23 protein-coding genes are annotated in these 21,842 nt (G+C 72.9%); 8 read left to right on the top strand and 15 right to left on the bottom strand.

Translation table 11 applies throughout. From position 1 onward, the window contains the following. The first annotated feature begins 59 nt into the window (after positions 1-59). The 3 genes from ACIBEC_RS13945 to ACIBEC_RS13955 all read left to right on the top strand — a co-directional run bounded on the left by ACIBEC_RS13945 (position 60) and on the right by ACIBEC_RS13955 (position 1,841). The gene (locus ACIBEC_RS13945) at positions 60-827 is read left to right on the top strand and encodes a ricin-type beta-trefoil lectin domain protein (RefSeq protein WP_360499200.1); all 768 of its coding nucleotides are present in this window, start codon (positions 60-62) and stop codon (positions 825-827) included. 385 nt (positions 828-1,212) lie between these two features. After that, the gene (locus ACIBEC_RS13950; RefSeq protein WP_360499202.1) at positions 1,213-1,434 is read left to right on the top strand and encodes a type II toxin-antitoxin system VapB family antitoxin; all 222 of its coding nucleotides are present in this window, start codon (positions 1,213-1,215) and stop codon (positions 1,432-1,434) included. Beyond that, the gene (locus ACIBEC_RS13955) at positions 1,431-1,841 is read left to right on the top strand and encodes a PIN domain-containing protein (RefSeq protein ID WP_360499204.1); all 411 of its coding nucleotides are present in this window, start codon (positions 1,431-1,433) and stop codon (positions 1,839-1,841) included. Before ACIBEC_RS13950 ends, ACIBEC_RS13955 begins: the two co-directional genes overlap by 4 nt. Positions 1,842-1,856: 15 nt before the next feature. Here ACIBEC_RS13955 and ACIBEC_RS13960 read toward each other — a convergent pair whose 3' ends face one another. The 11 genes from ACIBEC_RS13960 to ACIBEC_RS14010 all read right to left on the bottom strand — a co-directional run bounded on the left by ACIBEC_RS13960 (position 1,857) and on the right by ACIBEC_RS14010 (position 11,754). Then, positions 1,857-2,585 carry a sirohydrochlorin chelatase gene (locus tag ACIBEC_RS13960; protein ID WP_360499206.1) on the bottom strand — a complete coding sequence of 243 codons (729 nt, stop codon included), beginning with the start codon at positions 2,583-2,585 and terminating at the stop codon, positions 1,857-1,859. 10 nt (positions 2,586-2,595) lie between these two features. Next, positions 2,596-3,522: an ABC transporter permease gene (locus ACIBEC_RS13965; protein ID WP_360499208.1), complete on the bottom strand. Its 927-nt coding sequence runs from the start codon at positions 3,520-3,522 to the stop codon at positions 2,596-2,598. Then, positions 3,509-4,312 (bottom strand): ABC transporter ATP-binding protein, encoded by an 804-nt coding sequence (locus tag ACIBEC_RS13970; RefSeq protein WP_360499210.1) that lies wholly within the window; start codon positions 4,310-4,312, stop codon positions 3,509-3,511. The genes ACIBEC_RS13965 and ACIBEC_RS13970 overlap by 14 nt, the downstream gene beginning before the upstream one ends. Positions 4,313-4,566: 254 nt before the next feature. Next, positions 4,567-5,727, bottom strand: a complete 1,161-nt coding sequence (locus tag ACIBEC_RS13975; protein ID WP_360499212.1) for an ABC transporter substrate-binding protein — start codon at positions 5,725-5,727, stop codon at positions 4,567-4,569. Positions 5,728-5,972: 245 nt separating this feature from the next. Continuing rightward, positions 5,973-7,292: a GTP-binding protein gene (locus ACIBEC_RS13980; protein ID WP_360499214.1), complete on the bottom strand. Its 1,320-nt coding sequence runs from the start codon at positions 7,290-7,292 to the stop codon at positions 5,973-5,975. Beyond that, on the bottom strand, positions 7,292-8,230 hold the full coding sequence (gene cysD, locus ACIBEC_RS13985) for a sulfate adenylyltransferase subunit CysD (RefSeq protein WP_360499216.1): 939 nt from the start codon (positions 8,228-8,230) through the stop codon (positions 7,292-7,294). The genes ACIBEC_RS13980 and cysD overlap by 1 nt, the downstream gene beginning before the upstream one ends. Then, the gene (cysC, locus tag ACIBEC_RS13990; RefSeq protein ID WP_360499400.1) at positions 8,227-8,808 is read right to left on the bottom strand and encodes an adenylyl-sulfate kinase; all 582 of its coding nucleotides are present in this window, start codon (positions 8,806-8,808) and stop codon (positions 8,227-8,229) included. The genes cysD and cysC overlap by 4 nt, the downstream gene beginning before the upstream one ends. Positions 8,809-8,886: 78 nt before the next feature. Next, a complete protein-coding gene (locus ACIBEC_RS13995; protein WP_360499218.1) occupies positions 8,887-9,588 on the bottom strand; it encodes a phosphoadenylyl-sulfate reductase in 702 nt (233 codons plus the stop codon). Continuing rightward, positions 9,569-9,751 (bottom strand): hypothetical protein, encoded by a 183-nt coding sequence (locus tag ACIBEC_RS14000; RefSeq protein WP_360499220.1) that lies wholly within the window; start codon positions 9,749-9,751, stop codon positions 9,569-9,571. The genes ACIBEC_RS13995 and ACIBEC_RS14000 overlap by 20 nt, the downstream gene beginning before the upstream one ends. Continuing rightward, positions 9,748-11,472, bottom strand: a complete 1,725-nt coding sequence (locus ACIBEC_RS14005) for a nitrite/sulfite reductase (protein WP_360499222.1) — start codon at positions 11,470-11,472, stop codon at positions 9,748-9,750. The genes ACIBEC_RS14000 and ACIBEC_RS14005 overlap by 4 nt, the downstream gene beginning before the upstream one ends. A 198-nt stretch (positions 11,473-11,670) precedes the next feature. Further along, on the bottom strand, positions 11,671-11,754 hold the full coding sequence (locus ACIBEC_RS14010; RefSeq protein ID WP_310593185.1) for a putative leader peptide: 84 nt from the start codon (positions 11,752-11,754) through the stop codon (positions 11,671-11,673). Between the two features lie 177 nt (positions 11,755-11,931). On the opposite strand from ACIBEC_RS14010, the gene ACIBEC_RS14015 reads away from it, so the two are divergent. Then, complete coding sequence (locus tag ACIBEC_RS14015) at positions 11,932-13,302, top strand: YihY/virulence factor BrkB family protein (protein ID WP_360499223.1); 1,371 nt, start codon at positions 11,932-11,934, stop codon at positions 13,300-13,302. Between the two features lie 122 nt (positions 13,303-13,424). Here the strand turns inward: ACIBEC_RS14015 and ACIBEC_RS14020 are convergent, their stop codons facing one another. Beyond that, a complete protein-coding gene (locus tag ACIBEC_RS14020; protein ID WP_360499225.1) occupies positions 13,425-14,915 on the bottom strand; it encodes an FtsW/RodA/SpoVE family cell cycle protein in 1,491 nt (496 codons plus the stop codon). A 243-nt stretch (positions 14,916-15,158) separates the two neighbouring features. On the opposite strand from ACIBEC_RS14020, the gene ACIBEC_RS14025 reads away from it, so the two are divergent. Together ACIBEC_RS14025 and rsgA are read left to right on the top strand one after the other, a co-directional pair. Next, positions 15,159-16,232: a cytochrome c oxidase assembly protein gene (locus tag ACIBEC_RS14025; protein ID WP_360499227.1), complete on the top strand. Its 1,074-nt coding sequence runs from the start codon at positions 15,159-15,161 to the stop codon at positions 16,230-16,232. A gap of 331 nt (positions 16,233-16,563) precedes the next feature. Then, complete coding sequence (gene rsgA, locus ACIBEC_RS14030; protein WP_396287926.1) at positions 16,564-17,721, top strand: ribosome small subunit-dependent GTPase A; 1,158 nt, start codon at positions 16,564-16,566, stop codon at positions 17,719-17,721. Between the two features lie 83 nt (positions 17,722-17,804). Here the strand turns inward: rsgA and ACIBEC_RS14035 are convergent, their stop codons facing one another. Then, complete coding sequence (locus ACIBEC_RS14035) at positions 17,805-18,299, bottom strand: ASCH domain-containing protein (RefSeq protein WP_360499229.1); 495 nt, start codon at positions 18,297-18,299, stop codon at positions 17,805-17,807. A 109-nt stretch (positions 18,300-18,408) separates the two neighbouring features. Between ACIBEC_RS14035 and ACIBEC_RS14040 the strand changes: the two genes are divergently transcribed. Further along, positions 18,409-19,977, top strand: coding sequence for an AlkA N-terminal domain-containing protein (locus ACIBEC_RS14040; RefSeq protein WP_360499231.1), 1,569 nt, complete (start codon positions 18,409-18,411; stop codon positions 19,975-19,977). Then, a complete protein-coding gene (locus ACIBEC_RS14045; protein WP_396287927.1) occupies positions 19,974-20,543 on the top strand; it encodes a methylated-DNA--[protein]-cysteine S-methyltransferase in 570 nt (189 codons plus the stop codon). Before ACIBEC_RS14040 ends, ACIBEC_RS14045 begins: the two co-directional genes overlap by 4 nt. A 41-nt stretch (positions 20,544-20,584) precedes the next feature. On the opposite strand, the gene ACIBEC_RS14050 is transcribed toward ACIBEC_RS14045, so the two are convergent. Continuing rightward, complete coding sequence (locus ACIBEC_RS14050) at positions 20,585-21,145, bottom strand: GNAT family N-acetyltransferase (RefSeq protein ID WP_360499233.1); 561 nt, start codon at positions 21,143-21,145, stop codon at positions 20,585-20,587. Between the two features lie 103 nt (positions 21,146-21,248). After that, a complete protein-coding gene (locus tag ACIBEC_RS14055) occupies positions 21,249-21,758 on the bottom strand; it encodes a MarR family winged helix-turn-helix transcriptional regulator (RefSeq protein ID WP_360499235.1) in 510 nt (169 codons plus the stop codon). Positions 21,759-21,842: the final 84 nt, after the last annotated feature.

Here is a 21,842-nt window from a genome sequence, read left to right on the forward strand (position 1 = left end):
CACCGCGAATACTTCACATGCGGGCCGGTCGGTTCACCCTCTCCGGAAGGACTACCCCCGTGCGTCGTACCGCCGCCCTGTTCGCCACCGCCCTGCTCGCCGGAGCCGCCGCGGTCACCGCGCCCGCCGCCGGTGCCGCCGAGAGCACCACCCGTAACGCGTCGGCCGACACCACCCCGGGCCCGGGCGGTGTCGGGAGCTGCACCGTCAGCGGCACCGGCTGGGGCCTCTCCGGCACCTGCACGGGCCTCGACCCGCAGCAGACCTGGATGGTCGGGATCACCTGCCAGGGCCTCCCCGACAGCAACGGGTTTCCCACCTACTCGTACGGGATGAGCGGCTGGGTCACCGGCAACACCACCGCCACCGCGGGGTGCTCCGGTATGGCCACGGGGGGCTGGGGCGGCGTCTCCTTCGGTCCGGCGGTCCCGGCGGGCCCGGTCGGCCAGATCACCGGCATCGCGGGCAAGTGCCTGGACGTGCGCGGCGGCAGCAACGCCAACGGGACCCAGACCCAGATCTGGGACTGCCTGGGCAACGTGAACCAGACCTGGAAGGTCGGCGCCGACGGCACCGTCCGGGCCGTCGGCAACTGCCTGGACGTCGAGGGCGGGCGCACCGGCAACGGCACCCTGGTGCGGACCTGGGAGTGCAACGGCAGCGGCGCCCAGCAGTGGCGCCCGCGGGCCGACGGCTCGCTGGTCAACCCGCAGTCCGGCCGCTGCCTGGACGTCCGGGGCGTCTCCAGCGCCAACGGAGCGGTCCTGCAGATCTGGGACTGCTTCGGCGCCACCGCCGCCAACCAGATCTGGCACCTGCCCGTCTGATGCCCGCGGCCGGACCGTCGACCGGATCACCCTCACCCCCAAGGAGCCCCGCCGTGCGTCGCACCGCCGCCCTGTTCGCGGCTGGATCGTGACCGGCTCGCCCGTCCTGGCGGGCCCGGCCGGTCGGATCAGCGGGTGCGTGAACAAGTGCGTGGACGCGCGCGGCGGCAGCAACGCCGACAGCACGCCCGTCCAGATCTGGGACTGCAACGGCGCCGCCAACGAGAAGCGGAACCTCCTGGCCTGACCCGCACCACCCGCACGGCGCGCGTGGCCACCGGCCGCGCGCGCCGTCGGTCCGGCCTGGTTCCGGTCCTCGCCCAGTGTGATGTTGGCGGAGTACAATTCCATGGATATAACCAACATCGATCGACGGAGGCGCCGAATGTCCGTGACCCAGATCGACATCGATGAAGAGGCGTTGGAGCGGGCGATGGCACTCGCCGGAGTGCGGACGAAGAAGGAAGCCGTCAATCTCGCGCTGCGCTACTACGCCGAGCGTCAGGAACGGGCGGCCCGCATCGGCAGGCACTTCGAGCGGGCTCGGAACTGGGAGGCCGTCGATCGCGCCGAGCGGCTGCACCAGGCCGAGAAGGACGCCCGGTGATCTACCTGCTCGACACCTCCGGGCTGGTCCGGCTGCTCCGTGATCCGAACCTCCAGGCCGCTTGGTACGACGCGATCGACGCGGGGTCGATCGCGTCGTGCTATCCGCAGCGTGCCGAGTTCCTGTACACCGCGCGTGACGGTCGGGAGTACGACGAGATCTCCGAGATGTTCGCCGAGCTGTACCCGGACGTCTCGGTGCCGAAGGGCGCGGGGCGCTGGATCGCCACGGCGCAACGACGGATGGCACTCGCCGGACAGCACCGCAGTGCATCTGCGGTGGACCTCATGATCGCGGCGACGGCCGCGCACCACGGACTCACGGTCCTCCACGATGATGCGGACTACCGCACCGTGGCGCGGTTCGCGTCCGACCTCAGCGAGCACAGCATCCTGGACCACACGTGAGGGAGGGCTCCCCGCTCAGGCGGTGAGCGCAGGGACGGCCGAGGTTGTGCGGCTCGCCTCGTCGTAGCGCTCCAGGAGCAGGGCCGCCAGCTCGGGGGCGGGGCCGAGGACGTCGGCCAGCACGTCCGCCCCTTCCGACGCCGCCGCGATGCGGTCGGGCAGCAGGCCCGGGGCGAGCAGGTAGGGGGAGACGGCGGTGTGCTCGGCGCCCGCGGCCCGGAGGGCGCCGAGGGCGTCGGGGACACGGGGGCCGGCGGCGGAGGCGTAGGCGACCTCGACGGCGGCCCAGCCGCGGGTGCGCCGCCACTCGGCGGCCACCGCGCGGGTCGCGGCGCCGGCCGCCGGGTCGGAGGAGCCCGCGGCGGCCAGCACCACACCGGTGCGGGCGCGGACGGCGGGGGAGGAGACGTCGAGGCCGGCCTCGGCGAGGCGGCGGTCCAGGGCGGCGAGCAGCAGTGGGGAGGGGCCGAGCACGTCCGCGACCGGCAGCCGGGAGCCGACGGCGCGCAGGGCGGCGGGGATGTCGTGCTTGGCGTGGAACGCCCGGTTGAGCAGCAGCGGGACGGCCACCGCGTCCGCCAGCCGTCCCACCACCTGCGGGATCCGCGGCGCGCAGTGGTCCAGGTACGCGGTGGCGACCTCGACGCCGGGCCGCCGGTCCCGCACCTCCTCGACGAGCGCGGCCACGGTCGCGGCGTGGCGCGGGTCGCGGCTGCCGTGGGCGATGAGGAGGAGGGCGGGCATCAGCGGGGCCTCACTTGCCGCCGGCCAGCAGGCCGCGGTTGCGCAGCACCCGGCGCTCGACCGGGGTGAACACCAGCAGCTCGATGGCGATGCCGACGAACAGGATCAGGATGATGCCGAGCAGGACCCCGGACATGTCGGAGAACTCGCGCTGGTCCTCCAGGAACCGGCCCAGGCCCCGGCCCAGGTCGGGGGAGGAGGCGACCAGTTCGGCGGCCATCAGCGAGCGCCAGGAGAACGCCCAGCCCTGCTTGAGCCCGGCCAGGTAGCCGGGCAGCGCGGCCGGGATCAGCACGTGCCGGGCGCCCGCCAGACCGGTGGCGCCGATGGTGCGCCCGGCCCGCAGGAACAGCGGCGGCACCTGGTCGATGCCGGCCACCAGCCCGTTGGCGATCGACGGGACGGCGCCCAGCAGGATCACCGCGTACATCATCGAGTCGTTGATGCCGAGCCAGATGACGGCGGCCGGCACCCAGGCGACCGAGGGCAGCGACTGCAGGCCCTGCAGGACCGGCCCGATCGCGGTGCGCACCGGCCTGACCCGGGCGACGACCAGTCCGATCGGGGTGCCGATCACCACGGCGAGCAGGAAGCCGGACAGGCCGCGCCAGACGCTGGTCCAGATGATCGAGAACAGCGTGCCCTGGTACCAGAGGTCCTGCGCGGAGTGCCACACGTCCGCCGGGCTGGGCAGCTTGTACGAGGAGGTGACGTGCAGGCTGTACGCCCCCTGCCACAGGGCGATCACCACGAGCACGCCGATCAGCGGCGGCAGCGCCTTGGTCCGCAGGGCCTCACCGAGCGAGCCGCGCTGCGCCGTGACGGTGTCGAGGGCGTCCAGGCCCGCGCCGACGCCGGCGGTGTCGGTGGCGCCCTTCTCGGCCGCGTCGACCGTGGCGGTCTTGTCCAGGACGGGGGTGGTGTCAGTGCTGGCCATGGCGACGGATCTCCCCACGCAGTTCTTCGGTGATCTCGATGGACAGGTCGGCGACACCCGCGGACTCGATGCGGCGCGGCTGCGGCAGGTCGATCCGCCATTCGCGGGCGACCCGGCCGGGGCGGGAGGAGAGCAGCACGACCCGCTGGGCCAGGCGCACCGCCTCGCGCACGTTGTGGGTGACGAAGAGGACGGACAGCTGCCGCTCGGCCCAGATCCGGGTGATCTCGTCGTGCAGCACGTCCCGGGTGATGGCGTCCAGCGCGGCGAACGGCTCGTCCATCAGCAGGACCTTGCTGCCCTGGGCGAGTGCCCGGGCCATCGCCACGCGCTGGCGCATGCCGCCGGACAGCTCGTGCACCCGCTTGCCGTACGAGCCCTTCAGGCGGACGAGTTCGAGCAGCCGCTCGGCCTCGGCGCGGCGCTCGGGGCGGGGCAGGCCGGCCAGCTTGAGGGCGAGCTCGATGTTCTTCCCGGCGGTGAGCCAGGGGAACAGCGCGTGTTCCTGGAACATCAGGGCGGGGCGGCCGCCGGGCACCTCGATGCTGCCGGCGGTGGGCTTGTCGAGGCCGGCGACCAGGTTGAGCAGGGTGGACTTGCCGCAGCCCGAGGCGCCGAGCAGGGTGACGAACTCGCCGGGCGCGACGTCGAGGGTGATGTCGTCCAGGACGTGGGTCTGCGCGCCGGGGCGGCCGAAGGACTTGTGCACGTGCGAGATCCGGACGGCGGGCGCGCCGCCGTGGGCGTCGGTGCCAGGGGCGTCCGCCGAGGTGGTCAGTGCCGGGCTCATGCGCACCTCTTGATGATTCGCTCGCTGCGCTCGCTCATGCGCCCGCCTCGCTTCGCTCGGCAGGGGCATTCGCCCACGCGCACCTTCTGATGATTCGCTCGCTGCGCTCGCTCATGCGGGCACCTCCTGCGTGAGTGGTCTGCGGGGGCTGCGGGTCGGGGCCGGGGCCCGGGCCCCGCCCGTCCCGGTGGGCATCGATCGGGGATCGACCGGGCGGGCGGGGGCCGGACCGCGGAACTGGAGGGGCGGTGGCGCTACTTGGCGCCGAGCCCGGCGTCCGCCACGGCGGCCTGGCCCTGGGCGGCGAGGACCTTGTTCAGCAGGGTGACGTCGTAGATGCCGTTCAGGCTGGGCTTCTTGAGGAGCCCGGCGGTGACGGCGTGGTCGGCCTCGGCCTGCAGGGTGTTCGCCAGCGGGTCGTCCAGGAAGTCGATGTCGGCCCAGGCCGGGTCGAGGACGGCGGGCTCCAGGGCGGTCCCGACCTCCTTCTTGATCGCCGCGTTGGCGTCGGCCTTGGCCTTGTCGGGGTCGGCCTTGATGAAGGCGTTGGTCTTCACCGAGCCGCGCAGCACGGCCTCCACCACGTCCGGGTGCTCCTTGAGGAACTTCTGCGAGACGATGATGTTGGTGATCACGAACTTCTTGTCCGGCCAGACGTCCTTCTCGTTGAGCAGGACCTTCGCGCCGAGCGTGACCAGCTTGGAGGCGGTCGGCTCGGGCACCCAGGCGCCGTCGATGGAGCCGGACTTGTAGGCGTCGGGGGTGACCTTGTTGTCGGTGCGCACCACCGAGACGTCGCCCGCGCCGGAGGCCGCGTCGACCTTGTAGCCCTTGCCCGCGAGGTAGTTGAGCAGTGCCACGTCCTGGGTGTTGCCCAGCTGCGGGGTGGCGATCTTCTTGCCCTTGAGGTCGTCGAGGGAGGAGATCTTGTCCGGGTTGACCACCAGCTTGACCCCGCCGGAGGCCGAACCGCTGATGATCTTCAGCGACTTGCCGTCGGACTTGGTGTAGCCGTTGATCGCCGGGGAGGGGCCGATCCAGCCGATGTCGATCGAGCCGGCGTTGAGCGCCTCGATCTCGGCCGGGCCCGCGTTGAAGACCTGGGTCTTCACCTGGGTGGCGCCCAACTCCTTCTGGAAGAGGCCCTCCTGGAGGCCGACCAGCGGGGTGCCGTGGGTCAGGTTGGCGAAGTAGCCGATCTTCACGGAGTCGGCGGAGAGCTTCGCGCCGGAATCCGCGGCGGTGGCGGCGCCGGCCTTGGTGTCGGAGGACTTGTCGTCGGCCTTGGAGCCGTAGCTGCAGGCCGACAGCAGCGCCACGGCGGCCAGGCCGGCCGTGGCGGCCGCGGCGGTACGTCTGATCCGGCCGGCGTTGGGGCGGGTGCGGGTATGCGAGGGTGCCGGGTTCGGTGCCATGGTGGAGTCCTGTTCGCGGACGGACCGTCAGGAAGCGGTCTCGGGCGGATGGTTCGGAAGGTGGTGCGCGCGGCAGCCAAGTGCCGGGGCAAGCCGGGCGGCTGTGGGGGAAGACAGCCCGGTGACAGGGCGTTCTCAGCCCTGTCGGCCCGCACATCGGGTCAGGCCGCCCTGGCCGCTGCCGAGGGCGCCGCTGCCGATGCGGCCGCCTTCCTTGTCCATGCCCGAGAACGCCTCGCTGGGCATCAGACCCAGTCCTCCTCGTCGGGTACGTCGGTGGTGCGTACGGTCTCGAAGGCCTCGCCCGCCATGCCGGCGGTGAGGGTGGTGCCGTCGGCCGGGTCGATCAGCAGGAACGAGCCGGTGCGACGGTTGTCCGAGTAGCTGTCCAGGGCCAGCGGCTCGGCGGTGCGCAGCTTCACGTGGCCGATGTCGTTGACGTTCAACCCCTCGTCGCCGGAGCGCTGTTCGAGGGTGTCGATGTCGATCCGGTAGGAGATCTCCTTGACGAGCGCGCGCACGGTGCGGGTGGTGTGCTTGAGCAGCACCTTGTCCCCGGCGCGCAGCGGGCGCTCGTTGAGGTGGCTGACGGTGGCCTCGATGTCCTTGGTGGGGGCGGCCGTTGCCCCGGCCGCGATGAGGTCGCCGCGGGAGATGTCGAGGTCGTCGGCGAGCCGGACGGTGACGGACTGCGGGGCCCAGGCGATGTCCGTCCGGCGGCCGAGCGCGTCGATCCCGGCGACGGTGCTGGTGAGGCCCGACGGCAGGACGGTGACCGGGTCGCCGACGCGCAGCACGCCGGAGGCCAGCTGGCCGGCGTAGCCGCGGTAGTCGGGGTGTTCCTCGGTCTGCGGGCGGATCACGTACTGGACGGGGAAGCGGGCCGGTTCGGCGCTCGGGTCGCTGCCGACCGGTACCGTCTCCAGGTGTTCGAGCAGGGTCGGGCCGCCGTACCAGTCCATGTGCGCGGAGGGCTCGACGACGTTGTCCCCGGCGAGGGCGGAGATCGGGACGGCGAGCACGTCGCCCACGCCGAGCGAGGCGGCGTAGGCGGTGAACTCGGCGGCGATGGCGGCGAACACGGGCTCGGCGTAGTCGACGAGGTCCATCTTGTTGACGGCGAGCACGACGTGCGGCACCCGCAGCAGCGCGGCGACGGCGGCGTGCCGGCGGGTCTGCTCGACCACGCCGTTGCGGGCGTCGACCAGGACGACGGCGAGTTCGGCGGTGGAGGCGCCGGTCACCATGTTGCGGGTGTACTGCACGTGCCCGGGGGTGTCGGCGAGGATGAACCGCCGCCGGGGGGTGGCGAAGTAGCGGTAGGCGACGTCGATGGTGATGCCCTGCTCGCGCTCGGCGCGCAGGCCGTCGGTGAGCAGCGCGAGGTCGGGCGCCTCCTGGCCGCGGTTGCGGGAGGCGTGCTCGACCGCCTCCAGCTGGTCGGCGAGCACCGACTTGGAGTCGTGCAGCAGGCGGCCGACCAGGGTGGACTTGCCGTCGTCGACGGAGCCGGCGGTGGCGAAGCGCAGCAGGGAGGTGGCGGTGTTCTCGACGGTCGTGCTCATTAGAAGTACCCCTCGCGCTTGCGGTCTTCCATCGCGGCCTCGGACAGCTTGTCGTCGGCGCGGGTGGCGCCGCGCTCGGTGAGGCGGCTGGCGGCGATCTCGGCGATCACGGCCTGGATGGTGGTGGCGTCGGAGTCGACGGCGCCGGTGCAGGACATGTCGCCGACGGTGCGGTAGCGGATCAGCCGCCGCTGGACGGGCTCGCTGTCCTTGGGGCCGCCCCACTCGCCGGCGGTCAGCCACATGCCGCCGCGCGAGAAGACGTCCCGCTCGTGCGCGTAGTAGATCTCCGGGAGCTTGATGCCCTCGCGCTCGATGTACTGCCAGACATCCAGCTCGGTCCAGTTGGACAGCGGGAAGACCCGCACGTGCTCGCCGACGGCGTGCCGGCCGTTGTAGAGCGACCACAGTTCGGGGCGCTGGCGGCGCGGGTCCCAGGCGCCGAACTCGTCGCGCAGCGAGAAGACGCGCTCCTTGGCGCGGGCCTTCTCCTCGTCGCGGCGGCCGCCGCCGAAGACCGCGTCGAAGCGGCCCTTCTCGATGGCGTCCAGCAGCGGGACGGTCTGCAGCGGGTTGCGGGTGCCGTCCGGGCGCTCGCGCAGCCGGCCGTCGTCGATGAAGTCCTGGACATGGGCGACGTGCAGGCGCAGGTTGTGCTCCGCGACGACGCGGTCGCGGTAGGCGATGACCTCGGGGAAGTTGTGCCCGGTGTCGACGTGCAGGAGGGAGAAGGGCACCGGCGCGGGCGCGAAGGCCTTGAGCGCCAGGTGCAGCATGAGGATGGAGTCCTTGCCGCCGGAGAAGAGGATCACCGGGCGCTCGAACTCCCCCGCGACCTCGCGGAAGATGTGCACCGACTCGGCCTCCAGCGCGTCCAGGTGGGACAGCGCGAACGGGTTGTCGTCGGTGTAGACCGGGCTGTCGGTCGCGGTGGTCATGCCAGACCCCTCTCGGTCAGGAAGGCGTGCAGTTCGGCGGCGGAGTCGGCCACCGCGCGGCCCTGTGTCCGGATCCGCAGTTCCGGGTCCTGCGGCGCCTCGTACGGGTCGTCCACGCCGGTGAGACCGGAGATCTCGCCGGCCGCCTGCTTGGCGTACAGGCCCTTGACGTCGCGCTCGGCGCACAGCTCGACCGGGGTCGCGACGTGGATCTCCAGGAACTCGGTGCCGGCCGCGGCGTGCCGCTCGCGCACGGCGGTGCGGGAGTCGGCGAACGGGGCGATCACCGGGGCGAGCACCTTGACGCCGTTGGCGGCGAGCTTCTCGGCGACGAAGCCGATCCGGGTGACGTTGGTGTGCCGGTCCTCGCGGGAGAAGCCGAGGCCCTTGGAGAGGAACTCGCGGATCTCGTCGCCGTCCAGGACCTCGACCCGGTGGCCCTCGGCGCGCAGCCGCTCGGCCAGCGCGAAGGCCAGCGTGGTCTTGCCGGCGCTCGGCAGCCCGGTCAGCCACACGGTGGCGCCGCGCTCGCAGGGGCCGGCCGTGCGGGCCGCCTCTGCGGCTCCATCGGCGGCCAGGGTGTGAGCTGTCACGGGGTCTTCCTCACTCGGTAGTCGACGGTACGTGTGTGCCCGGCGGGCTCGCCTGGCGGTGCGTCAGAGGTGGATGCCGCACTCGGTCTTGCCGGAGCCGGACCAGCGGCCGGCCCGGGCGTCCTCGCCCTCCGCGGGCTTGCGGGTGCAGGACAGCGGGGAGCAGCCGATCGAGGTGTAGCCCTCCCACAGCAGCGGGTTGAGCAGCACGCCGTTGGCGGCGACGTAGGCGTCCACGTCCTCCTGCGTCCACCGGGCGATCGGGGCGATCTTGACCTTGCGGCGCTTGGGGTCCCAGGAGACCACCGGGGTGTTCGCCCGGGTCGGCGACTCGTCGCGGCGCAGCCCGGTGGCCCAGGCGTCGTACCCGCCGAGGCCGCGGTTCAGCGGCTCGACCTTGCGCAGCGAGCAGCACAGGTCCGGGTCGCGGTCGTGCAGGTTCGGCCCGTACTCGGCGTCCTGCTCGGCCACGGTCTTCAGCGGGGTGAGCGTGATGACGTTGACCGGCATGGTCGCGGCCACCGCGTCACGGGTGCCGGTGGTCTCCGGGAAGTGGTAGCCGGTGTCCAGGAACACCACGTCCACGCCGGGGAGCACCGAGGAGGCGAGGTGGGCGACGACCGCGTCCTCCATCGAGGAGGTGACGCAGAACCGCTTGCCGAAGGTGTCGGCGGCCCACCGCAGGATCTCCTGCGGGGCCGCCTCCTCCAGCTCGCGGCCGGCCCGGACGGCTGCCGCCTCGTGGTCAGTCGCGGTGCTGCTCATGGGACGTACCCCCGTGGTCGGTCGGTGACAGCAGGCCGAGGAACTTCAACTGGAAGGCCCGGCGGCACCCGTGGCATTCCCAGGCGCCGTGTCCGGCCTCGGAGGGGCGCAGGTCCTCTTCCCCGCAGTACGGGCAGAAGAACGGTGCTGCTCGCTCACTCATGACAGCTGCTCCTCGGTCGCCCGGGTCGCCCACTGGGCGAAGCGCTCGCCCTCGGTGCGGTCGGCCTGGTAGCGGGTCAGCAGGCGCTCGACGTAGTCGGGCAGGCCGGCGCTGGTGACCTTGAGGCCGCGGACCTTGCGGCCGAAGCCGGCCTCCAGGCCGAGCGCGCCGCCGAGGTGCACCTGGTAGCCCTCGACCTGCTCGCCGTTGTCGTCGGTGACCAGCTGGCCCTTGAGGCCGATGTCGGCGACCTGGATGCGGGCGCAGGCGTTCGGGCAGCCGTTGATGTTGATGGTCAGCGGCTCGGTGAACTCCGGCAGGCGCTGCTCCAGTTCGTCGATGAGCGTGCGGCCGCGCTCCTTGGTCTCGACGATGGCGAGCTTGCAGTACTCGATGCCGGTGCAGGCCATGGTGCCGCGGCGGAACGGCGACGGGGCGACGCGCAGGTCGAGCGCCTCCAGGGCGGCCACCACCGACTCGACGTGCTCCTCGGCGATGTCGAGGATCAGCATCTTCTGCTCGGCGGTGGTGCGCACCCGGTCGCTGCCGTGGGCGGCGGCGAGGTCGGCGATCTCGCCGAGCAGCTTGCCGTGGACCCGGCCGACGCGCGGCGCGAAGCCGATGTAGAACCGGCCGTCCTTCTGCCGGTGGACGCCGACGTGGTCGCGCCAGCGGGCGGCGGGCTCGGCGGGCGCGGGGCCGTCGACCAGCCGGTACTTGAGGTACTCGTCCTCCAGCACCTGGCGGAACTTCTCCACGCCCCAGTCGGCGACCAGGAACTTCAGCCGGGCGCGGTTGCGCAGACGGCGGTAGCCGTAGTCGCGGAAGATGCCGATGACGCCGCCGTAGACGTCCGCGACCTCGTCCAGCGGGACCCAGGCACCCAGCCGCACGCCCAGGCGCGGGTTGGTGGACAGGCCGCCGCCGACCCACAGGTCGAAGCCGGGCCCGTGCTCGGGGTGGACCACGCCGACGAAGGAGACGTCGTTGATCTCGTGCGCGACGTCCAGCAGCGGGGAGCCGGAGACCGCGCTCTTGAACTTGCGCGGCAGGTTGGAGAAGTCCGGGTTGCCGATGAAGCGGCGCTGGATCTCATCGATGGCGGGGGTGCCGTCGATGATCTCGTCCTCGGCGACGCCGGCCACCGGGGAGCCGAGGATGACGCGTGGGGTGTCGCCGCAGGCCTCGGTGGTGGACAGGCCGACGGCCTCCAGCTTCTGCCAGATCGCGGGGACGTCCTCGATCCGGATCCAGTGGTACTGGATGTTCTGCCGGTCGGTCAGGTCGGCGGTGCCGCGCGCGTACTGCTCGGAGACCTCGGCGACCGCCCGCAGCTGGGGGACGGTCAGCCGGCCGCCGTCGATGCGGACCCGGAGCATGAAGTGCTCGGCGTCCAGCTCGTGCGGGTCGAGGATCGCGGTCTTGCCGCCGTCGATGCCCTCCTTGCGCTGGGTGTAGAGCCCCCACCAGCGCATCCGGCCGCGCAGGTCGGCGGGGTCGATCGAGTCGAAGCCGCGGTGCGCGTAGATCGTCTCAATACGTGTCCGCACATTGAGACCGTCGTCGTCCTTCTTGAACTGCTCGTTGGCGTTCAGAGGAGTGTGGTGGCCCATGCCCCACTGGCCCTCGCCGCGGTGGCGGGTCACCTTGCGGGCCGCGGCGGGGCGGCGCGCGGCGGGGCTGTCGGCCGTGGGCTCGACGGTCTCGGGGGAGGTGGCCATGGTGAAGTCCTTCGGGGCAGATGGCGCTGGTGCCAGGCGGGTCGCGGAGCGTGCTCAGCCGTGCGGTGCTGCTCTGACCTGCGGGTTTCTCAGGGCCTGGAGGGCAGTGACCGAGACCGGGTGGGCGCCTGCACATCCGCTGCGACGGGGATGGCGGGAACGGGTGGCGCCGGGTGCGGTGGTGCGGCGGGGGTGGGCTCAGGTCACCGGACAGATGGCGCTGGACACGCGAAGGAGATCGACGTGGAGTCGACCTACCAGGGTGGTTCCGGCGCTAGGCATGGCAAGAGATTCGCACGGCGCGGGACTTGCGGTCCACTAACATCCGCATACTGGACGCTGATGTTTCGTCATGTGGGACGCTCGGGAGTTCCCGCCGCTCCCGGCCCGGGTGCCCGGCCACACGCTTCCACCCCGGGGAGATCAACCGCGGGGCCACGGCCCGATACGGTTGGCCCTGTGCAAGCAGCAGGCGATACGAGCGGAACGAACCCCGAGCGGCCCTCCCGGCGCCGGGGCAAGGGCTCCCGGCGCGCGGCCAAACAGGCCACCCGGCGCCACACGGCGTGGGAGCTGGTCAAGGACACCACCAACACCTGCGTCGAGTACCGGGTCACCGGCCTCGCCGCGGAGGCGGCCTTCTTCACCCTGCTGTCGATCCCACCGCTGCTGCTCGGCCTGGCCGGCACCCTCGGCTACCTCGACAAGTTCCTCGGCGCGGGCACCATCGACCGGCTCAAGCACGACATCGTCTCGGCCTCCGGGACGGTCCTGTCGGACTCCTCCGTCAGGGAGGTCGTCGTCCCGCTGCTGAACCAGGTGTTCGACCACACCCGGCCCGACCTCGTCTCCATCGGCTTCCTGCTGTCGCTGTGGTCCGGCTCCCGGGCGCTCTACATCTTCATCGACACCATCACCGTCATGTACGGGCTCGACGGCAAGCGCGGCATCGTCAAGACCCGGCTGATGTCGCTCGGCCTCTACCTCGGCGCCCTGGTGATCGGCTCGCTGGTGCTGCCGCTGCTGATGGCCGGGCCCGGACTGGTGGAGAACGCCGTGCCGGGCATCGCCGGACTCGTCGGCGCCGCGTACTGGCCGGTCGCGATCGTGCTGCTGATCGTCTCGCTGACCACCCTCTACCACCTGGCCGTCCCGGTCTCGACCCCGTGGCGCGAGGACATCCCCGGCGCCCTCGTCGCCCTGGTGGTGCTGGTCTTCTGCAGCGTCGGCCTGCGGCTCTACCTGGTCAGCTCGGTCGAGGGCCCCTCGGTGTACGGCTCGCTGGCGGCGCCGGTGGCCGTCCTGCTGTGGATCTTCGTGGTGGCCCTCGCGGTCCTCATCGGCGCCGCCATGAACGCCGCGATAGACCGGCGCTGGCCCACCCTGGAGACCGCCGACGCCCGCGCCGAGAACGAACGGGCCCACGAGGAGGCGGCCGCCGCCGTGGTCCGCGAGGTCGCCGCCCGGCGAGCCGTCGAACGGGCCCGGCGCGCCCGCGAACTCGGGCTCGCCGAGGGCGCCGAGGAAGAGTGGGGCGAGGACGACGGCGAGGACGACGGCGAGGACGTCGACGTGCCCTCCGAGTACCCGGAGCGGTGGGCCGACGTGCTGGCCGCCGACAACGTGCGCGGCCGGCTCACCGCCCGCGGCGGGCCGCACCACCGGCCCACCCCGCCGCCGCCGGACAGCGACCGGCCGTCCGGGCCCCCGCCGGGGGCGCCGGGCGGGCCTGCGGGCGGGCCTCCGGACGCAGGGCCGGGCGGTCCTCCCGGGCAGGAGCTGCCGGGGTACCCGCCGCGGCCGCCCCGGCCGCCGTGGGAGCAGCGGTAGGCAGGGGCGTGCGGTGCCAACGGACAGGGCCTCTCCCGCGGGTGCGGGGGAGGCCCTGTGCCGTGTCCGACGGTCCCTGTGGTCGTGCGGTCACGTGGTCGGAAGGTCCACCGGTCGGGCGGTCAGGTGGTGGCGGGGTTCGGGGGGTAGCCGTACTGCGGGGTCGGCGTCGGGCTGGTGGGCGTCGGGCCGGCCGCCGCCGGGGCGGCCCGGACCGGGAACGGCTCGGTGGTGGGCTGGGCCGGCTCCAGCGCGGTGCGCCCGGAGGAGTCGCTCAGCTTGATCAGCAGCGCGACCATCAGCCAGTTCGCCAGCAGCGAGGACCCGCCCGCCGCCAGGAACGGCAGCGCCTTGCCGGTCAGCGGGACCAGCCCGCTCACCCCGCCGACGACCACGAAGATCTGCAGCGCCAGGGCCGCCGACAGGCCGGTGGCCAGCAGCTTGCCGAACGGGTCGGTCAGGCCGATCGCGGTGCGCAGGCCCCGCTGGATCAGCAGCACGTAGACCAGCAGCAAGGCCGTCACCCCGGCCAGGCCCAGCTCCTCGCCGATGGTGGTGAAGATGAAGTCGCTGCGCCCGGCGAAGCCGATCAGCCAGGGCCGCCCCGAGCCCAGGCCCGTCCCGGTCAGATGCCCGGTGCCCAGGCTGAACAGTGCCTCGGCGGGCTGCTCGGAGATCGCCTTGTCGTGCACCGGCTTGTAGTAGTCGAGCGGGTGCAGCCACGCCTCGACGCGGCCGTGCACGTGCGGCTCCACGGTGCCGACCACCGCCGCGCCGCCGACCGCCATCAGCAGGCCGAGCACCACCCAGCTGGTGCGCTCGGTCGCCACGTACAGCATCACGATGAAGACGCCGAAGAAGATCAGCGAGGTGCCCAGGTCCCGTTCGAAGATCAGCACCAGCAGGCTGACCACCCAGATCGCCAGCACCGGCCCGGCGTGCCGGCCGCGCGGCAGGGTCATCCCCCAGACCTTGCGGCCGGCCAGCGCGAGCGCGTCCCGGGAGGCCATCAGGTAGCCCGCGAAGAAGATCGTGATCGCGACCTTCACGAACTCGTCCGGCTCGAAGGAGAGCCCGAACAGCCGGATCCAGCGCTTGGCGCCGAAGCTGTCGCTGGGCGAGGCCACCGGAGCGGCCAGCAGGATCAGCGCGCCCGCCATCAGCAGGTAGACGTAGCGCTGGAAGAAGCGGTGGTGCTTGACCAGCACGATCAGCGCGATCGCCGCCGCCACCGAGATGAACACCCACATCAGCTGGGCGGGCGCGGCCGGGAGCTTCTGGTAGTCGCCCTTGGCGCTGTGCGCGGCCTTGTAGCTGATGTCCAGCCGGTCCAGCAGCACCAGTCCGAAGCCGGTCAGGAAGACACCCAGCGGCAGGATCAGCGGGTCCGCGTACGGTGCGAACCGGCGCACCGCCAGATGCGCCGCCCCGGCGAGCGCGCCCAGCGACAGGCCGTGCACCAGCAGTCCGGGCGGCATCTTGCCGGTCAGCGCCAGATCGGCTTCGATGTGTCCCGCCAGACAGACGGCCACCGCGAGCGCCAGCAGGCCCAGCTCGATGTTGCGGTGGCGCGCGGCCAGCCGGCGGCCCTCGCCGCGTGCAGTGCTGTGCACCTCGTGTCGTCCCCTTGTCACCCACGTGGCGGGTATCGCCGACTGGCATCCTGCCAGACGTCCGGGTCGTCGCCGCGGTTGCGGAGCGACGGGGCCCGGGGGCAGAACTTTGCCTGGGCAAAGCTTTGTTCGGGCCGGGTAAAGCTTTGTTCAGGACCGGGTATAGAGGTGGGCCCCGCGCGCGCCGGGCCGTCGGCGCGGCGACATCATGGCCGGGCGTCGCGGCGTCCGCCGCGGGGCCCGATGGCGATGGTGTGCACGGCTGCCGCCGCCTCGGTGGCGGCGGGTGCGAGCGAGGTGGGCGGACGGATGAACGGCGCGGTGGACGGCGCGGTCTCCGTACTCGCCTACCACGGACCGCCCGCGTGGCAGTGGTCCGACCTGGCCACCTCCTGGACGGCCGAACCGCTGGTGCTCACCCTCTCGGTGCTGCTCGGCGCCTGGTACCTCGCCGCGGTGCGCACCGTCCACCGGTCCGGCGGCGAGCGGTGGAAGCCCACCCGCAGCGCCGCGTTCCTCGGCGGACTGCTCCTGTGGATCTGGTGCACCTGCTCCGGCCTCGGCGTGTACGACCGGATCCTCTTCACCGACCGGGCCGTGCAGGTCGTCCTGCTGCTGATGGTCGTCCCGCTGCTGCTCGCGCTCGGCGCGCCCGTCTCGCTGCTGGTCGAGGCCGCGCCGCCGGCCCGCCGGGAGCGGATCCTGCGGGCGCTGCGCAGCCGCCCGTCCAAGGTGCTGATGTTCCCGGCCGTCTCCACCGCGCTGCTGATGGCACCGCCGTGGCTGCTCTACTTCACGCCCTGGTACGAGGAGTCGGTCTCCAGCGCGTTCGGGAACGTGCTGCTGCACCTGGCGCTGGTGTTGCTCGGCCTCGCCTACTTCTGGCCGCGGCTGCAGATCGACCCGGTCGGGCACGAGTACCCGCACCTGGTCGGGCTGTTCATCACCTTCGCCGAGGTGATCTTCGACGCGGGGCTCGGGATCGTGCTGATCTACGGCGGCCACCTGGTCGCCGAGCACTACTACGTGGCGCTCGGGCGGCCGTGGGGGCCGAGCCTGGCGCAGGACCAGACCTGGGGCGGCAACGCGTTCTGGGTGCTGGGGGACCTGGTCGGACTGCCGTTCCTGGCCGCGCTGGTGCGACGGATGGTCGTACAGGGGCGGGAGGAGATCCGGGCCGTGGACGCCGAGCTGGACGCGCGCTTCGAGGCGGCGGCCGAGGAGGCGCGGGCCGAGGGGCGGCCGGAAGAGGAGGAGACGGGGATGCGGCCGTGGTGGCTGGACGACCCGAACCTCAAGCACCGGTACGGGGGATAGCGCCGGTACGGGGGACAGCTGCGGTACGGGGGGATGGCGCCGGTACGGGGACAGTCGCGGTACGGGGGCTTCCGGGCTTCTGTGGGGCGCATTTCCGCAGGTCAAAAATGGGTTGGCGCGGCCAGGGCGCTTCGCTAGCGTGTGACGTGTCCGGTTCGGAGGCCGTTGGGCCGTCCGAGGAGTAGAGAGCAGGAGGTGAACCCCGTGGTCGTTGTCGCCCCGATAGCTGCCCAGGGCAGTACTCGCGTTCACCTCCTTTTCCCGGCCGCCGGCTGAGCCCTTCGCGCCAGCCGTAGCCCGCCGGGACCATTGCTCCCGAAGGGCCACTGCGTTGACCAACGCTGCCTCCGTTCCGTCGTTCTCTCCTTCTCTGTCTTCTTTCTCCTCCGCCGAGGTCGGCAGCGCTCCCTCCGAGGCCGGCTCCGCGCTGGCCGGCTACGGCTGGACGCCCGAGCTCGCGGAGCTGTTCACCCCGCTCGGCGAGGCCGGGCTGCTCCCGGCCCGGATCGTCCGGGTCGACCGCGGCCAGTGCGACGCCGTGATCGCCGACCCGGAGACGGGCGAGCCGCGCACCGTCCGCTTCGACACCCGGCCGGTCGGCGACGCCGACATGATCAACTGCCCGTGCACGGGCGACTGGGCGGCCGTGGACCTCCACGCCCAGCCGATGGCCGCCGTCGTCGCGCTGCTGCCGCGCTCCACCGCGATCATCCGCAAGGTGGCCGGCAAGCGCTCCGACGGCCAGGTGCTGGCGGCCAACGTCGACACCGTCCTGATCGCCTCCTCCCTCGCCACCGATCCCGACCTCGGGCGGATCGAGCGCTTCCTCGCCCTGGCCTGGGAGTCCGGCGCCGAACCACTCGTCGCCCTCACCAAGGCCGACCTGGTGGACGACGCCGACTTCATCCGGGCCGACGTCGAGGCGATCGCGCCCGGGGTCACGGTGGTCGTCGTGAGCGCCGAAACCGGCGAGGGCATGGACGTGCTGCGCGCCTGCACCCCCGGCACCACCGCGGTGATCGGCCAGTCCGGCGTCGGCAAGTCCACGCTCACCAACGCGCTGGCCGGCGCCGTGGTGATGACCGTCCAGGAGGCCCGCGAGGTCGACCAGAAGGGCCGCCACACCACGACCACCCGCGAGCTGATCCCGCTGCCCGGCGGGGGCGTCCTGATCGACACTCCCGGGCTGCGCGAGGTCGGCCTCTACGGGGGCGAGGGCGTGGACCTGGCCTTCGCCGACATCGCCGAGCTGGCCGAGGAGTGCCGCTTCCACGACTGCGGCCACCACACCGAGCCGGGCTGCGCGGTGCAGGCGGCGCTGGCCGACGGGACCCTGCCGCAGCGCCGGATGGAGAGCTACCTCAAGCTCCAGCGCGAGAACGAGTGGATCGCCTCGCGCTCGGACGCCCGGGTGGCCAAGGCCCGGCTGCAGAAGTGGAAGACGATCACCAAGTCGATGCGTGCCGTGGGAGGTCCGGTGAAGCGCTGACCCGTCGGAGCCGGCCGACCGCCGTCAATCGGCCGCTGTCGCGCTGCGGCGACGGTGGCCGGCCTCCGCCCGGCCCACCCGGCTCAGCGGAGGTCGGCCACCAGTCGGAAGCGCTGGAGGAGCACGGGGGTGGTGTCGTCCACGGTGAAGTCCGGGTCATCGAGAGCGGCGAGCATCTCCGGGCTCCGCCAGAACCCCTCGTGCACGGCGCGCCAGTCCGCCACGCTGGCGTACCCCTCGCCCTCGTCCAGGGCGTGCCGCAGGTCGACCTCGGAGAGCGGGACCACACGGACGTCCGTGGTCTCGATCACCGCGACCCGGCGGCCGTCCGAGTCGAGGACGGCGCCCCGCTCGCCGGGCTGCGGCAGGGGCTCGCCCTCGTACTCGTAGTCGGCGACCAGCCCGGTGGTGCTGGTCTTGGCGCCGCTGAGGACGGCCGCGACCAGCTGGTCGCGCAGCGGGCCGGGGAACGCGAACTCCTCCGGGGGCAGGGCGACCACGCGCGGGTCGTCCGGGCCGATGTAGGGGTGGCCGGTGTCGGGCCGGCCGGTGGGCCGGGCGCCGGGCTGCTCGCTCATGCGGCGAGCGTAGCCGCGGGCCGGCTGGAACGGCCCGTGAATTTCGGGCCGGGCCGGGGCCAGGGCGGGGGAGGGCCAGGGCGGGGGAGGGGGAGGGCCCCGAACGGCAATGTCCGATTCCCGCCAGTCACCCCCCGCCCGATCCCGCAGACTGGACAACGTGATCGACGACGACATCCGGTACCGAGCCGTGGACAGCCGCGACGCCCGCTTCGACGGCGTCTTCTTCACGGCCGTCACCTCCACCGGCATCTACTGCCGACCAAGCTGCCCCGCCGTGACCCCCAAGCGGGTCAACTGCGTCTTCTACCCCAGCGCCGCAGCCGCCCAGGGCGCAGGCTTCCGTGCCTGCCGCCGCTGCCGCCCCGACTCGGTGCCGGGATCCCCCGAGTGGAACCACCGCGCCGACCTGGTCGGCCGCGCGATGCGACTGATCGGCGACGGCGTGGTGGACCGCGAGGGCGTCGCGGGTTTGGCCGGCCGCCTCGGTTACAGCTCCCGCCAGCTGCAGCGTCAGCTCACCGCCGAACTCGGCGCGGGCCCGATCGCGCTGGCCCGCGCCCGTCGCGCCCAGACCGCCCGCCTCCTCCTGCAGACCACCGAGCTGTCCGTCACCGACATCGCGTTCGCGGCCGGCTTCGCCTCCGTCCGCCAGTTCAACGACACCGTGCGCGAGGTCTACGACCGTACGCCCAGCGGCCTGCGCGCCGAGGTCGCCGCCGGTCGCCGCACCGCGACCCCGGCCGGCGGCCTGACCCTGCGCCTCGCCTACCGCGGCGCGCTGGACAGTGACCACCTGATCGACTTCCTCGCCCTGCGCGCCATCCCCGGTGTGGAGGAGGTCGTCCCCGGCGCGCGCCCGGGCGTCCGGACCTACCGGCGCACCCTCGGGCTCCCCTACGGCCACGGCATCGCCGAGGTCGACGGCCTGGCGCCGGACGAGCCGCGCACCCGAGGCTGGCTGGACTGCCGGCTCTTCCTCGCCGACCTGCGCGACCTGCCGACCGCCGTCCAACGGCTGCGCATCCTCTTCGACCTGGACGCCGACCCGCTCGCGGTCGACGAGCAGCTCGGCGCCGACCCGGTGCTCGGCCCGCTGGTCCGCGAGCGGCCCGGACTGCGCTCGCCCGGCCACGTGGACCCGCACGAACTCGCCGTCCGCGCCGTCCTCGGCCAGCAGGTCAGCGTCGGCGCGGCCCGTACCCTGGCGGGTCGGCTCGCCGAGAAGTACGGCATCGCACTGCCCGAGCCCAGCGGCGGCCTGCGGCTGCTCTTCCCGACCGCGGCGGTCCTGGCCACGGCAGAGGCGGAGGACTTCGCGATGCCCGCCGCCCGCCGCCGCGCGCTCACCGGCCTGTGCGCGGCTCTGGCGGAGGGCGTGGTGAGCCTCGACAGCGGGGTCGACCGGGAGGAGGCCGCGACCCGGCTGCTGGCCCTGCCCGGCATCGGCCCCTGGACGGTCGGCTACCTGCGGATGCGGGCTCTCGCCGACCCCGATGTCTTCCTCCCGAGCGACGTGGGCGTCAAGCACGGCCTCGTCCGGCTCGGCGTCCCCGGCGACCCGAAGTCCGCCGCCCGCGCGGCCGAGGCCTGGGCCCCGTGGCGCTCCTACGCGGTCCACCGGCTGTGGGCCGGCCCCGCGACCACCAGCACCGGAACGGAGAACGAACGAGCATGAGCACCACCGTCCCCACCGCCACCGTCCACACGACCACCGCCCACACGACCACCGCCCACACCGGCACCGTCTACACCACCATGGAGAGCCCCTTCGGCCGGCTGCTGCTCAGCGGTGTCCTGCCCGAGGACGGCGGGCCGGCCGCGCTGGCCACCGTCACGGCGCCGGGCCAGAAGTACGCGCTGGCCGAACCCGCCGACGACTGGGTCCTCGACCCGGAGGCGCTCGCCGAGCCGGTCGCCCAGCTGACCGCCTACTTCGCCGGCGAGCGCACCGGCTTCGACCTGCCGCTCGCGCCGGTCGGCACCGAGTTCCGCCGCCGGATCTGGGCCGCGCTGGACGAGATCCCGTACGGCACGACCGTCACCTATGGCGAACTCGCCGAGCTGGCCGGGCAGGAGCCGCGGATGGTCCGCGCGGTCGGCGGCGCGGTGGGCGCCAACCCGCTGCTGATCGTGCGCCCCTGCCACCGGGTGCTCGGCGCCAACGGCTCGCTCACCGGCTTCGCGGCGGGCGTGGACCGCAAGCGCCTGCTGCTGGAGCTGGAGAGCGGCACCCTGTTCTGACCGCCGACCCGATCGCTCCGACCCGATCGCTCCTGAGGTGATCACTCCGAACTGCGCAGGTCCACCCGGCAGTTGTGGCTGCGCATGAACCGCCCGGGCGGGAACTCGAACTCCGTCTCGCCGAGCAGCGTGAACCCGGCCTTCGCGCAGACCGCGTTGGAGGCGGGGTTGTCCACCGACGGGAAGGCGTGCAGGTACCGGTGGGCCGCCTCCCGACGGGCGGCCGCGACCGCGGCGCGGGTGGCGGCGACGGCGATGCCCCGGCCCTGGAAGCCGGGCAGCACGTTCCAGCCCATCTCGTGGACGGTCTCGCCCTCCCAGGTCCGGGTGCCGTAGCCGACCGTGCCGACCGACTCGCCGTCGACTGCCCCGCCGTCGACTGTCCCGTCCCCGACCGCCGCGTCCTCGGGCAGCAGCACGATCCGGTACATGCAGCCGAGGCCGGACGGGACGAAGTCCAGGTAGCGGCCGTGCCGGACGAGCAGCTGCTCCTCGGTCTCCGGGCCGCCGACGTGCTTCTTCATCTCCGGTGTGTTGACCCGGCGCAGCAGCGCGAGGTCGGCGTCCGTCCAGGGCTCGATGTGTACCCGTGCTGTGGTCATGCCGGCGACGGTAGCGGCAGGACCGGGCCGTCGACCAACGGGTTTGTCCACCGGTCGGCACCGGCGGCACCGGCCGGGACGGGGCGAGCCGGTCGACGCCGGTTCAGCCCTGCTCGGTGCCGGTCCCCGGCTGTTGCGCGAGGGCCCGGGCGAGCTGCTCCAGGGCGGGCAGGGCGTTGACGACCGCCGCGCGGTCGGCGGGTTCGAGGGCGCCGAGCGCGGTGGCGATGCGGCGCTCGTGCGCCTGCTGCCAGTCGTCGAGCTGGCGCCGTCCGGCCGGGGTGAGGGCGATCCGGGCGGTGCGGCGGTCGCCGGGGTCGGCCTGGCGGTCCACGAAGCCGGCTTCGAGCAGCTTGCCGACCAGTCCGCTGACGGTGTTGGGGGCGAGCCGCTGACGGGCGGCCAGTTCGCCGACCCGCAGTGGTGCGGCGGCGAGGGTCTGGAGGAGTTCGACCTGCGCCATCGGCAGGGATTCCCACGGGTAGTCGGTGCGGATGCTGCTGCGCAGTGCGCGGCGCAGCCGGGTCACGGTGTCGGTCAGTTGCCGGGCGTGCTCGACCGCCGGGTCGGGGCTTGTGGTGGCGGGGTCGGGAACGTGTGGTGACGACGGCATGGCGGACAGCGTATCTCCTGGTACGGGGCGTGCCGGGGGCGCGGTCCGTCCCTCGGGCGCGGTGTGGACGCCCCGCGAGACGCT

It is taken from the genome of Kitasatospora sp. NPDC051164, assembly GCF_044455625.1.
Classification (GTDB): Bacteria; Actinomycetota; Actinomycetes; order Streptomycetales; family Streptomycetaceae; genus Kitasatospora.

Excerpts from the sequence above, each read along its gene's own strand:
- ACIBEC_RS13970 (WP_360499210.1), bottom strand. The coding sequence starts at position 4,312 with ATGAGCCCGGCACTGACCACCTCGGCGGACGCCCCTGGCACCGACGCC.
- ACIBEC_RS14035 (WP_360499229.1), bottom strand. The coding sequence starts at position 18,299 with ATGAGCGAGCAGCCCGGCGCCCGGCCCACCGGCCGGCCCGACACCGGC.
- ACIBEC_RS14005 (WP_360499222.1), bottom strand. The coding sequence starts at position 11,472 with ATGGCCACCTCCCCCGAGACCGTCGAGCCCACGGCCGACAGCCCCGCC.
- ACIBEC_RS13950 (WP_360499202.1), top strand. The coding sequence starts at position 1,213 with ATGTCCGTGACCCAGATCGACATCGATGAAGAGGCGTTGGAGCGGGCG.
- ACIBEC_RS14050 (WP_360499233.1), bottom strand. The coding sequence starts at position 21,145 with ATGACCACAGCACGGGTACACATCGAGCCCTGGACGGACGCCGACCTC.
- ACIBEC_RS13980 (WP_360499214.1), bottom strand. The coding sequence starts at position 7,292 with ATGAGCACGACCGTCGAGAACACCGCCACCTCCCTGCTGCGCTTCGCC.
- ACIBEC_RS13975 (WP_360499212.1), bottom strand. The coding sequence starts at position 5,727 with ATGGCACCGAACCCGGCACCCTCGCATACCCGCACCCGCCCCAACGCC.
- ACIBEC_RS14055 (WP_360499235.1), bottom strand. The coding sequence starts at position 21,758 with ATGCCGTCGTCACCACACGTTCCCGACCCCGCCACCACAAGCCCCGAC.
- ACIBEC_RS14045 (WP_396287927.1), top strand. The coding sequence starts at position 19,974 with ATGAGCACCACCGTCCCCACCGCCACCGTCCACACGACCACCGCCCAC.
- ACIBEC_RS14025 (WP_360499227.1), top strand. The coding sequence starts at position 15,159 with ATGGCGATGGTGTGCACGGCTGCCGCCGCCTCGGTGGCGGCGGGTGCG.
- ACIBEC_RS13995 (WP_360499218.1), bottom strand. The coding sequence starts at position 9,588 with ATGAGCAGCACCGCGACTGACCACGAGGCGGCAGCCGTCCGGGCCGGC.
- ACIBEC_RS13960 (WP_360499206.1), bottom strand. The coding sequence starts at position 2,585 with ATGCCCGCCCTCCTCCTCATCGCCCACGGCAGCCGCGACCCGCGCCAC.
- ACIBEC_RS14010 (WP_310593185.1), bottom strand. The coding sequence starts at position 11,754 with ATGCCTAGCGCCGGAACCACCCTGGTAGGTCGACTCCACGTCGATCTC.
- ACIBEC_RS13965 (WP_360499208.1), bottom strand. The coding sequence starts at position 3,522 with ATGGCCAGCACTGACACCACCCCCGTCCTGGACAAGACCGCCACGGTC.
- cysD (WP_360499216.1), bottom strand. The coding sequence starts at position 8,230 with ATGACCACCGCGACCGACAGCCCGGTCTACACCGACGACAACCCGTTC.
- ACIBEC_RS14000 (WP_360499220.1), bottom strand. The coding sequence starts at position 9,751 with ATGAGTGAGCGAGCAGCACCGTTCTTCTGCCCGTACTGCGGGGAAGAG.
- ACIBEC_RS14040 (WP_360499231.1), top strand. The coding sequence starts at position 18,409 with ATGTCCGATTCCCGCCAGTCACCCCCCGCCCGATCCCGCAGACTGGAC.